At 65.2% G+C, this 12,158-nt stretch carries 8 protein-coding genes; 3 read left to right on the forward strand and 5 right to left on the reverse strand.

What is annotated here, in order from left to right; translation table 11 throughout:
* Genes V5B40_RS12640 through V5B40_RS12660 form a run of 5 tightly spaced genes read right to left on the reverse strand, consistent with a single transcriptional unit; the run spans window position 1 to window position 6,003 of the window.
* Complete coding sequence (locus V5B40_RS12640; protein ID WP_332354824.1) at window positions 1-3,105, reverse strand: efflux RND transporter permease subunit; 3,105 nt, start codon at window positions 3,103-3,105, stop codon at window positions 1-3.
* A gap of 1 nt (window position 3,106) precedes the next feature.
* On the reverse strand, window positions 3,107-4,258 hold the full coding sequence (locus V5B40_RS12645; protein WP_332354825.1) for an efflux RND transporter periplasmic adaptor subunit: 1,152 nt from the start codon (window positions 4,256-4,258) through the stop codon (window positions 3,107-3,109).
* On the reverse strand, window positions 4,255-4,797 hold the full coding sequence (locus V5B40_RS12650) for an LPXTG cell wall anchor domain-containing protein (RefSeq protein ID WP_332354826.1): 543 nt from the start codon (window positions 4,795-4,797) through the stop codon (window positions 4,255-4,257). The genes V5B40_RS12645 and V5B40_RS12650 overlap by 4 nt, the downstream gene beginning before the upstream one ends.
* Window positions 4,794-5,267, reverse strand: a complete 474-nt coding sequence (locus V5B40_RS12655) for a TolC family protein (protein WP_332354827.1) — start codon at window positions 5,265-5,267, stop codon at window positions 4,794-4,796. Before V5B40_RS12655 ends, V5B40_RS12650 begins: the two co-directional genes overlap by 4 nt.
* On the reverse strand, window positions 5,188-6,003 hold the full coding sequence (locus V5B40_RS12660) for a TolC family protein (RefSeq protein WP_332354828.1): 816 nt from the start codon (window positions 6,001-6,003) through the stop codon (window positions 5,188-5,190). Before V5B40_RS12660 ends, V5B40_RS12655 begins: the two co-directional genes overlap by 80 nt.
* An 89-nt stretch (window positions 6,004-6,092) precedes the next feature.
* Between V5B40_RS12660 and V5B40_RS12665 the strand changes: the two genes are divergently transcribed.
* From V5B40_RS12665 to putA, 3 genes are all read left to right on the forward strand, one after another.
* The gene (locus V5B40_RS12665) at window positions 6,093-6,374 is read left to right on the forward strand and encodes a hypothetical protein (RefSeq protein ID WP_332354829.1); all 282 of its coding nucleotides are present in this window, start codon (window positions 6,093-6,095) and stop codon (window positions 6,372-6,374) included.
* 359 nt (window positions 6,375-6,733) lie between these two features.
* A complete protein-coding gene (gene putP / locus V5B40_RS12670; protein ID WP_332354830.1) occupies window positions 6,734-8,224 on the forward strand; it encodes a sodium/proline symporter PutP in 1,491 nt (496 codons plus the stop codon).
* A 218-nt stretch (window positions 8,225-8,442) separates the two neighbouring features.
* Window positions 8,443-12,108, forward strand: coding sequence for a bifunctional proline dehydrogenase/L-glutamate gamma-semialdehyde dehydrogenase PutA (gene putA / locus V5B40_RS12675; RefSeq protein WP_332354831.1), 3,666 nt, complete (start codon window positions 8,443-8,445; stop codon window positions 12,106-12,108).
* Window positions 12,109-12,158: the final 50 nt, after the last annotated feature.

Consider the following 12,158-nt stretch of genomic DNA (forward strand, 5'->3'; position numbering starts at 1 on the left):
TCAAAAACTCTCACTCTCGTGGGCGGCGAGCAGGCGCTCCAGCGCCGGCTTGCCCCACAGCCAGAACATCAGCGGCGTCAGCAGGCTGTCGAGCAGCGTCGAGCTGATCAGCCCGCCGAAGATCACCACCGCCACCGGGTGCAGCACTTCCTTGCCCGGCGCGTCGGCCGAGAGCAACAAGGGCAGCAACGCGAAGGCCGCCACCAGCGCCGTCATCAGCACCGGCGTCAGGCGCTCCAGCGAACCGCGGACGATCATGTGCTGGCCGAAGCTCTCGCCTTCGAAGGCACACAGATTGATGTAGTGGCTGATTTTGAGAATGCCGTTGCGGGTGGCGATGCCGGTCAGGGTGATGAAGCCGACCAGTGCAGCGACTGACAGCGGCTGCCCGGAAATCCACAGCGCGATGACGCTGCCGACCAGCGCCAGCGGGATGTTGCCCATGATGATCAGGGTCAGCGCGGTCGAGCGGTAGCGGCTGTAGAGGACCATGAAGATCATCGTCAGGGAGATCGTCGCCAGCAGGCTGATCAGCCGCGCCGCCTCCTCCTGCGCCTGGAACTGCCCTTCCAGCGCGGTGAAATAGCCATCGGGCAGCGGTCTGGCGGCGAGTTCGCTGCGGATGTCGGCGATCACTTGCGACATGTCGCGACCGTCGGTGTTTGCCGAGAGCACGATACGGCGCCGCGAATTCTCGCGGCTGACCTGGTTCGGACCGTCGCTCTCCTCGACGGCAGCGACTTTCGACAGCGGCACGTGCCCGCTCGGCGTTTCGATCAGCAGATCGGCGAGCGCCTGCGGGACGCGCGCACTTTCCGGCAGGCGTACCAGCAGGTCGAAGCGACGGTTGCCCTCGACGATTTCGGTGATCCGCTCGCCTTCGATCATCTGTTCGAGGCTGCGCAGCAGGTGGCCGGGCGCGACGCCGTAGCGCGCCGCCTGCTCGTAGTCGAGGTGGATCTTCACTTGCGGGATGAGCACCTGTTTCTCGATCTGCAGGTCGGTGACGCCAGGGATCTGTGCCAGCCGCGCGCGCAGTTCAGCGGCCAGGCCGCGCAGGGTGTCGAGGTCGTCACCGTAGATCTTCAGCGCGATCTGCGCGCGCACACCCGAGAGCAGGTGATCGAGGCGGTGCGAGATCGGCTGTCCGACGTTGGACGCCGCGGGCAGCGTGCCGAGACGCTGCCGGATGTCGGCGATGATTTCGGCCCGGTTGCGTTCGGAGGCCTTGAGGTCGACGTCCATCTCGGTGTAGTGCACGCCTTCGGCATGTTCGTCGAGTTCGGCGCGCCCGGTACGCCGGCCGACCTTGGTCACCTCGGGAACCTCGGCCACCAGCTGCTCGGCGAGCGTGCCAATGCGGTTCGATTCGCTCAGCGAGGTACCCGGGTTGAGCAGCACATTGACGGTCAGCGTGCCCTCGTTGAACGGCGGCAGGAAGGAACGCGGGAAGAAGGGCACGCTGGCGGCGACCACCACTACCAGCAGCAGCGCGCCGATCAGCAGGCCGCGGGCACGCGCGAAAGACCAGTGCAGCAGGCGCGCGTCCATGCGCTTGAGCCAGATCACCAGCGGGCTGTCGCCGGCGTGCAGTTGCTTCATGCGCGGCAGGAGGTAGTAGGCCATCACCGGGGTCAGCGTCACCGAGACGATCATGCTGGCGAGAATCGAGACGATGTAGGCGACGCCGAGCGGCGTGAACAGGCGCCCCTCGATGCCCGGCAGGACGAACAGCGGCACGAACACCAGGACGATGATCACCGTCGCGTAAACAATTGCCGAGCGCACTTCGAGCGTCGCCGCGGCGATCACCTCGACGACCGGGCGCGGCGTGCTGGCGGCGCGGTTGAGCTTGAGGCGGCGCAAGACGTTTTCGACGCCGACGACGGCGTCGTCGACCAGTTCGCCGATGGCAATCGCCAGCCCGCCGAGGGTCATGGTGTTGATCGACAGGCCGAAGTAGCGAAAGACCAGCGCCGTGGCCAGCAGTGATACCGGAATGGCCATCAGCGAGATGATCGTCGTGCGCACGTTGAGCAGAAACAGGAAGAGGATTACGGCAACGAGGATCGCCCCATCGCGCAGTGCCTCCGCGACGTTGTTCACCGAGTGCTCGATGAAATCGGCCTGCTTGAAGAGGAAGGACGGCGCTTCGATGCCTTCGGGCAGGCTCCTGGCGAGCTCATCGATGGCTTTCTCGACTTCGCGGGTGAGCAGCACGCTGTCGGCGGCCGGTTGCTTCTGCACCGACAGAATGACCGCCGGCTTGCCCTGGAAACTGCCGTCACCGCGCTTGATCGCCGGCGCCAGCTTGACGTCGGCGAGCTGCTTGAGAACGATCGGCTGGCCGTTCCTGACGGTGACCACCAGGTTCTGCAGATCCTCGATGCGCGCGCTGCGGCCGATCTGGCGAATCAGGTATTCGCGGCCCTGCACTTCGAGAAAGCCGCCGCTGGTGTTGGCGCCGAAATCGCGCAGCGCGGCTTCCAGCTTCTCGCGCTCGACGCCCAGGGCCTGCAGCTGCGCCGGGCGCAGTTCGACGCGGTACTGGCGCACTTCGCCGCCGATCGGGATCACCTGCGCGACGCCCGGGATGGTCAGCAGGCGTGGCCGCATAACCCAGTCGGCATACTCGCGAACAGTCATCGGACTGATCCTGGCGGGGTCGGCGGGAATGGCGATGAGCAGGATCTCGCCCATGATCGACGAGATCGGCCCGAGCTGCGGGACCACCCCCGGCGGCAACTGATCGCGGACCAGGTTCAGGCGTTCGGCGATCTGCTGGCGATTGCGGTAGATGTCGGAACCCCACTCGAACTCGACATAAATGATCGACAGGCCGATTCCCGAGACCGAACGCACGCGCGTCACCCCGGGCATGCCGTTCATTCCCGATTCGATCGGGAAAGTCACCAGCTGCTCGACTTCCTCCGGCGCCATGCCGCCGGCCTCGGTCATCAAGGTCACCGTCGGCTTGTTGAGGTCGGGGAAGACGTCGACCGGCATCTGGCGCAGGGTGATCGCGCCGTAGATGATCAGCAACAGCGAGATGCCGAGGACGATCAGCCGTTGCTTGAGGCTGGCGCGGATAATCAGTTCGAACATGTCAGCGCACTTGCGAGAGCAGGCCGGCGCCCTCGATCACGACGCGATCGCCGTCGTGCAGGCCGTCGCTGATCGCGACCGTGTTCGCATCGAGCGCTTGCGGATGCACCCGGCGGGCGACAAAACGTTCGGCTTCGGTATGCACCCACACCGCCGTTTCGCCGGCACCAATGCGCGTCAGCGCCGAACGCGGCACGGCGGCGCCCTCGATCTCGTGCGCCGTGCGCACGATCACCTTGAGTGGTTGCCCGACGGCGACCAGCGTGTTCGGCGTGACGATGCGAAACAGCAGGGGCAGCGCCTGCTCACGCATCTGCCGGCCACCGCCGACGAAAGCGAGCTCCAGCGCGCTTTGCTCGGACAGGGCGCTGGCCGAAATCAGCGTCGCGCCAATGCCGGCCTGGTAGGCCAGTGCCTCCACCGCCAGGCGGGCGGGGTCGATGATCTCGAAGAGAATTTCCTTGGCATCGACGACCTGACCGGCGACCAGGCTGCTGGCGCTGATCACGCCGGCCGCCGGTGCGCGCAGGGGTTCGGCGCCGTCAATGCTGGCGCTGGTCGCCGCCAGGCGCTTGCGCAGCGCGCTGCGTTCGATGCGTGCGGCTTCGATTTCCTTGTGCGCCACGGCGCCTTCAAGCGCTTGCAGCCGGCGCACGCGCGCTTCGGCAATCGCCAACTCGCCGGCCAGTTCGGCCTGCTGCGCCCTCTGGTTAGCCCGCTCGATGGCACTGCTGACCGGGCGCAGGTAGGCCAGGATCTCGCCCTTGCTGACTTTTCTGCCGGGAACCGGCATGCCTTTGGGGCCTGGTTCGACGCTACCGGCAAAGGTCGCCTGCACGCGGCCGCCGGTCTCGGGGTCGGCGATCACCTGGCCGTTGAGTTCGATCGTCGCGGAGAGCGGAGCGATGACGACGCGCTGGCTGCGCACGCCGATCTGCCGCTGCAGCGGTTTGGGGACGAACAGGCTGCCGTCGGGCAGGCGCTGCGGCGATGTGGCGTGGCGCCCGTTCGCCGTGGCGCCGTCGCCTGGCGTGCTGGCCGGCGCTGCTGCCGCGGCTTTGTTGTCCTGGCTGTGATCCTCGTCGCCATGCGCCAGCGCGGCACTGGCGAAGCAGGACAGCGTGACGGCGGCGAGAATGCTGTGCAAATTCATGCCTGGTGGCCTCGCGGGGATCGGTGTTGCCGGCGGCGCCGGAGCAGGAGCAAGGCGGCGCCGGCGAACAGCAGCCCGGCGGCCAGGAGCCAAATCGCCCACTCGCTCCAGTCATGGCTGTGCGGCGCAGCGGTGCCTGGCGGCTGCGAGGTATCGAGAACCAGCGATAGCAGGTCAGCATTGTCGCTGGTCTCGATGCTGATGGTCAGCGGATGCCTGGCCGCCGGAAAGTCGGCGGCGAGTTGAATGACGTAGGTACCGCGGGAGGTTTCGCTGGCCAGGCCCTGCACGCCGGGCACATCAGCCTCGACTTCAACCCTGGCACCTGCCACCGGCTCGTTGCTGGCGAAGCGATCGACATAGACCAGCAGTTTCCGGTCTTCGAGGACGGCGACGACTTCGAAGTCGGCGGTGGCGGCACTGGCCCGCGGCGCGACGCTCTGGCTGAGCGCCGGGGGCGGCGCGCCATGATCTTCACCGCCATGGCCAAAAGCCGAAAACGTGATCACCAGCAAGGCAGTGGCCAGAAGCTGCTTCACGGCAGCACTCCCAGGGTCTGATTGAGGCGTGAAATGGCCTCCGCACGGGCGATCTGCTGGCGGCCGAGAAAAGTATCGGCAGCGTCGGCGGCAGCACGAATGCGCAGCAACGTTGCCAGGTCGGCTTCGCCCAGGGCGAAACTCTTTTCCGCCAGGCGCAGGCTGTCGCTGCTCAGCGTGCGGCGCTGCTCGGCGAGTGCGTACTGGCGCTCGGCGGCCTGCAAGTCTTGGCGGGCACGCATGGCGTCGAGCTCGACGCGGCTCTCGAGGCGCTGCATTTCAGCGTCGCTCTGATCGGCCTCGGCCTGCGCCGCCGAGCTTTCGCGGCGCACCAGAGCTCCTGAAGAAAAGGGGATCTTCAGACGAATGCCGATGCTGTCCGAATACGCTTCATTGAACTCGCTGCGTTCGCGAAGCGCGAGCAAGCTCACTTCGGGCGCGGCGCGCCGCGACTCTTCGGCGACCTTCACCTTGGCGCGGGCACTGCGCGAGGCGGCTGCGGCGGCGGTCAGCTGCGGGTGCAAGTGTGAATGTGAATAGGTCTCCGGCGCCAACTGGCTCCGTGCCGCCATGGCCTGGCGTCGCCGGCCGTTCGGCGCTGATCGACGACGGCGCGGGAGCCCCGGTAAGTGCGCGAAAGACATGCTCGGCCTGCAGCAGCGAGCTGTCGGCGTCGATCGACTCGGCTTCGGCGGCCTGCGTTTCGATTTGTGCGAGGTTGGCGTCGATCCGCGACAGATCACCGGCCTGATAGCGACGCTGGACTTCGCTTGCCAGCGCGCGCGCCGTCTCCAGGCGACGCGCCGCCAGGCTGGCGCTATTGCGCGCTGCGGCCAGCGTCCACCACGCCTCGCGCAACTCGCCGGCGAGTTCCAGCCGCAGGGCGGCGCGCCTGGCGCCGACTTCGTCGAAGCGGCTCTCGGCCTCGGCTTCGCGCGCCGCTTTCTGTCCGGGCAGCCACAGGTAGGCGTTCAGCTCGACGGCGACCTCGCGTTTGCCGCGATTGCTGTTCAGCTGGTCGTTGAGCGCGCCGACGCTGACCGACCCCGGCTCCGGTGTCAGACCGGCGGCCAGTTCCTGCGCCGCGCGCGCTTCGCCCTCGCGGGCGTCCAGTGCTTTCGCCTGCGGATTTCTCAGCCATGCCTGTTCGAGCCAGAATCCCAGGCTGCCTTCCGGCGCCGGCGCAGGCGAAGGAGGAGCGGCCATTCCCGACAGGCTCAGCAGCAAGCCGAGCAGGCCGCAGCCAGGCGCAGTGGGCAGCGTACAGGCGTCATGACAGAGTTCGGAGAGTGCGCTTGTTGATTGACTGCTGTCATTCCGTGACTGGAAAAAAACGCGGCTGGAAGCCTTGCCGTGTGGCACAGACCAACTTGCGCCCGCATACCCAGCTTCTCGCGGTCGTCAGGCACACTTTCGACCCTGGGGCTGGTCACCTCAAAACCCTTTCCGCCAAGATCCTCGGCCCAGCCGTCACCACAATCGCAAGTGGCGCTCTTGAAAACCTCGACGCGCTCAGCGCGCTGGGCGAATGCATGGGCGGACGATACGACGGCGGGCGCGACGAGAAGGCGAAATGACTTCATGACAAGATCCCGTTCCGGGAGACGAGTTGAACTGACAAGTGACGTCTGGTGGCGCATTCTGCATAACTTGCCCGCACAGCAGGCTGACGCGCAGATTACATTCCTGTAATTTTTGGCGAGCGGCAATTCTCGCCGCGGAAGCCGGGCGACCGCCTACTGCAGAACGCTACTCATCATTTCGACCCGGAAGCGACGCTCAGACCCTGGGAAAGCAATTGTGTAAGCAGCCGCAATATTTGGAGTAAGCTGGAGCTGCATTTGCTCATCCACTTGGGCAGCAGACGGTTTTTCAGGGAACCTCAGCTGCGCTAGCCTGTCGGTAATAGTTACGTCCTAATGACTGGAGAACTCTCATGGCTATTGGTGTTTGGATCAGTCTTTTTGCTTACTTTGCGCTCATGATCGCCATCGGCTTTTATGCTATGCGTACCGCCACGTCTTCGTCTGAAGATTACATGCTGGGTGGCCGAGCCCTCAGTCCACAAGTGGCGGCCCTGTCGGCCGGTGCTTCGGACATGAGCGGATGGTTGCTGCTGGGTTTGCCCGGGGCAATGTTTGTCTCTGGTTTGGGTTCGGCCTGGATCGGTATCGGTCTGCTCGTGGGTGCGTTCTTTAACTGGACTCTGGTTGCACCACGCCTTCGCGAACAGACGGTTCACTATGGTAATGCGATTACCATTCCACAATTCCTGGCAAACCGCTTCCCGACTCAGGCAATGTCGCTCAGAACGGTATCCGCGATGGTCATCGTTCTCTTTTTCGCCGTTTACACGGCGTCAGGTTTGGTGGCCGGCGGCAAACTGTTTGAGACCGCGTTTTCGGGAATTTTCAACTTTGGCGGCTTGAGCGACTACGCCGTGGGTATCGTGATTACCCTGGGCGTGGTGCTGGTCTACACGGTTGTCGGTGGCTTCCTGGCCGTGAGCATGACGGACTTCGTGCAAGGCTGCATCATGATGCTGGCACTGGTTCTCATGCCGGCGGTTGTGCTCTATGGCGAAGGTGGCGGCGGGTTCTCTCAGGCGTCACAGACCCTGAATGCAGTCGATCCCACGCTACTATCCTGGACGGCAGGGCTGACCTTTATCGGCTGGCTGTCTGCGGTTACCTGGGGGCTGGGTTATTTCGGGCAGCCGCACATCATCGTGCGCTTCATGGCCATCCGGAGTCTGAAGGATGTTCCAATTGCCCGTAACATCGGCATGAGCTGGATGCTCATCTCCCTGATCGGCGCAATCTCTCTGGGTCTGTTCGGTCGGGCCTATGCGATCCGTAATGGTATGGATGTCCAGGATCCGGAAACCATCTTCATCATTCTGGGGAAACTTCTCTTCCATCCGCTGATCACCGGTTTCCTCTATGCCGCACTGCTTGCTGCGATCATGAGTACCATTTCCAGCCAGCTTCTGGTGTCGTCTTCATCGCTGACTGAGGACTTCTATCGCCTGTTCCTGCGTAAAAATGCTACGGATAAGGAGCGCGTCGGCGCAGGCCGGGTTTGTGTCGTACTGGTTGGTCTGGTTGCAACCGTCATTGCGTCTGACCCAAACTCTCAGATTCTGACGCTGGTCGGTCACGCCTGGGCGGGCTTTGGGGCGGCGTTCGGCCCACTGATTATCCTGTCGCTGATGTGGTCGCGCACGAACGGCACTGGCGCCATCGCGGGCATGGTTGTCGGTGCCGCCACCGTGATAATCTGGATTTCGCTGGGCTGGAACGGAGAGTTCATGGGTGGTCCCGGTGTGTACGAGATTATTCCTGGCTTCATCGCTTCGTTCATTGCGATCCTGGTGGTGAGCAGCGTTACTGCCGATGCTGGTGAATATCAGCACATCGATCGCTGAAAATAGAGCGCATAACGCACTTTTTTGCCCGGCCCTTGAATAGGCTGCTCGCGCTCGCCCTGAGCTTGTCGAAGGGCATTTCCGGCACCGGGCTTCGACAAGCTCAGCCCGAACGGAGTGAGTGAATCAAAGGGCCGGGTTAATAGCTTTCGCCAGGAAAAACAACATGCGAGCCGACGCGTCAACGCTTTGTGTCGGATGGCCAGGAGAGATTGAGCATGAACAAAGCAAACCTTCATCCGCAGCGTGAAATTAGTGAGCTACGCGCGCGCATCCGCGACAACTATTCCGCCGACGAGGCAGCGGTGCTGCATCGGCTCGTCGAAGGTATCAAGCTGTCGGAGGACGACCGCCGAAAGGTGGCCGCCATCGGCGCCAAATACGTGGAGCGTGTGCGCAAGGAAACGTCGCCCTCGATGATGGAGGCGTTTCTGGCCCAATACGGACTCTCCACCGCCGAGGGCGTCGGCCTCATGTGCCTGGCAGAAGCGCTGCTGCGTGTTCCCGATGCGGAAACCATTGACGACCTCATCCACGACAAGATCGAACCGTCCGACTGGGGCGCACACCTTGGCAAGTCCTCTTCGTCGATGGTCAACGCCTCGACCTGGGCACTGATGCTCACCGGCAGGGTGCTGGAAGGCGATCCCAAGGGCCCGGCGCGGGCGCTGCGAGGCTTGGTGCGCCGTATGGGCGAGCCGGTGGTGCGTACCGCGGTCGGCCAGTCGATGAAGATTCTCGGACGCCAGTTCGTGCTCGGCCAGACCATCGAGGAGGGCATGAAGAATGCCCGCGAGCTCGAGAAGCAGGGCTACACGTATTCCTACGACATGCTCGGCGAGGCGGCGCGTACCGATGAAGATGCCGTCCGCTATCACGCGGCCTACGCCAGGGCGATCACCGCCATCGCCAGGCAGGCCAAGGGCGATGTGCGATCCAGTCCGAGCATCTCGGTGAAGCTCTCGGCGCTGCATCCGCGCTATGAATACACCCACCGCGCCACGGTGATCGCGGAACTCGTGCCACGCGCGCTGGAACTGGCGAAGCAGGCGGCCAAAGCCAATATCGGCTTCAACATCGACGCCGAAGAGCAGGACCGGCTGGATCTGTCACTCGACGTGATCGAGGCGCTGCTGTCCGACGCCGGACTCGCCGGCTGGGACGGATTCGGCATCGTGGTGCAGGCCTACGGGCGCCGTGCCGCGCCGGTGATCGAGGCGCTCTACGACCTTGCCGAGCGGCTCGACCGCAAGATCATGGTGCGGCTGGTGAAAGGCGCCTACTGGGACACCGAGATCAAGCTGGCGCAGGAACTGGGCGTAACGACGTTCCCAGTCTTCACCCGCAAGGTCAATACCGATGTCAGCTACATGGCCTGCGCGCGAATGCTGCTCGATCGGCGCGACCGCATCTATCCGCAGTTCGCGACCCACAATGCCCATACCTGCGCCGCCGTGGTGGCCATGGCAGGTAATGACAAGGACAGCTTCGAGTTCCAGCGCCTGCACGGCATGGGCGAATCGCTGCACCAGATCGTCAAGCAGTCGGAGGGGACGCATTGCCGGATCTACGCGCCGGTCGGCGCGCACCGTGACCTGCTGGCCTATCTGGTCCGCCGTCTGCTGGAGAACGGGGCGAACTCCTCGTTCGTGAACCAGGTGGTGGACAGCTCGATTCCCGCCAGCGAGATCGCGCGCGACCCGGTGACCGAGATGCAGCGCCTGGGCGACGCCATCCCCAGCCCGTCGATCCGCCTGCCCGGCGAGCTGTTCGCGCCCGATCGCAAGAACTCCCGTGGCTACCGGATCAACGAACCCGCCTCGATCCTGCCACTGCTGAAGGCGCGCGAGGCGTTCGCCGACACGACCTGGACCGCCGGGCCGATGCTGGCGGGAAGCCCGGCGCCGCGGGGACCGGCTCGCGATGCCGTGTCTCCGGCCGACGCTTCGCGGGTGATCGGCAAGGTGCATGAGGCGACTCCGGATGAGGTGGCGGCCGCCCTCGACGCCGCCGAGGAAGGCTTCCGCGACTGGTCTGCGCGTCCGGCGGCGGAACGGGCCAAGGTGCTGCGCCGCACCGCCGATCTCTACGAGGAACACATCGCCGAGCTGACCGTGATCACCACCCGCGAGGCCGGCAAGATGATGTTCGATGGCATCGCCGAGGTGCGTGAGGCCGTGGACTTCCTGCGCTACTACGCCAACGAGGGCGAGCGGCTGGAAGCGGAAGAGCCCGGCAGTGCCCGCGGCATCTTCGTCTGCATCAGCCCGTGGAACTTTCCCCTGGCCATCACCACCGGCCAGATCGCCGCGGCACTGGCGGCCGGCAACGCGGTGCTCGCCAAGCCCGCCGAGCAGACACCCCTGATCGCCGCCCGTGCCGTCGAGCTGATGCGCGAGGCCGGCCTGCCGGAGGCGGCACTCCAGCTGCTGCCCGGCGACGGGCCGACGGTAGGCGGGCTGCTGACCAGCGATCCGCGCATCGCGGGCGTCTGCTTCACCGGCTCGACCCCGGTGGCGCAGATCATCCACAAGGCCCTGGCGCAGAACGCGGGACCGGATGCGGTGCTGATCGCCGAGACCGGCGGACTGAATTCCATGATCGTGGACTCCACGGCGCTGACCGAGCAGGCGGTGCGCGATATCCTGATCTCGTCCTTCCAGTCGGCCGGCCAGCGGTGTTCGGCGCTCAGGATGCTGTATGTCCAGGAAGAGGCGCGCGATCGGCTGCTCAACATGCTCTACGGCGCCATGGACGCGCTCACCATCGGCGATCCCTGGAATACCGACACTGACGTGTCGCCGGTGATCGACGCCGACGCCCAAGGCGAAATCAGCGCCTATGTGGCGGCGCATGAAAGGGCCGGCAAGGTGCTGAAGAAGCTGCCTGCGCCCGACGTCGGCACCTTCGTCACCCCCGCCGTGGTTGAGGTAGGGGGCATCGAGGATCTCGAGCGCGAGATCTTCGGCCCGGTCCTGCACGTGGCCAGCTTCAAGGCACGAGACATCGACAAGGTGGTCGACGCAATCAATGCCAGGGGATACGGGCTGACCTTCGGACTGCATACCCGGATCGACGACCGCGTGCAGCAGATCGTCGAGCGTATCCATGTCGGCAACGTCTACGTCAACCGCAACCAGATCGGCGCCATCGTCGGCTCCCAGCCCTTCGGCGGCGAGGGCCTTTCGGGCACCGGGCCCAAGGCCGGCGGCCCGCTCTACGTCACCCGCTTCCGCCGCACCGCCACCGTGGAGTGCCACGACGCGCCGAAGGGGAAGGCCGTGACACTCAGGGACCTCCAGTCGGCTCTCGACGGGCTGGACGCACGCAACTGGGCAGCGCGTCGCGATCGGGTCGAGGTGCTGCGCAAGGCGCTGAGCGGCAAGGGTGGCCTGACCCGCAAGGCGCTCAACGAGACCGCGGCCCTGGACATGACAGCGCAGACGCTTCCAGGGCCGACGGGGGAAAGCAACCGCTTGTCGCTGTATCCGAAGGGACCGGTACTCTGCCTCGGGCCCACCCTGGATATCGCCCTTGCCCAGGCAGCGCAGGCCCTCGGTGCGGGCTGTGCGGCGCTAATCGTCGCGCCGGACGCGAAGCGGTCCGTGCAGCCGCTGATCGATGCGGGGGCGCCCGTCGCCGCGCTCGACGGCAGCGTCTCGGCCGCGACGTTGAGCGCGGTAAAGGGCATCGCGGCGGTGGCCGCGGCCGGCGCCAGCGACTGGACCCGGGAACTGCGCATCGCGCTCGCCAAGCGCGACGGTGCCATCGTGCCGCTCGAGACCCAGACCATCTCGCCGGAACGCTACGTGGTGGAACGTCATCTGTGCATCGATACCACGGCGGCGGGTGGCAACGCAAGCCTGCTGGCGACGGCGGAGTAGACGCCCGGACAGCTTAAGGCGATTTCTGTCAAACAACCTACCATCTTGCT

It is taken from the genome of Candidatus Accumulibacter meliphilus, assembly GCF_036625345.1.
Lineage (GTDB): Bacteria > Pseudomonadota > Gammaproteobacteria > Burkholderiales > Rhodocyclaceae > Accumulibacter > Accumulibacter meliphilus.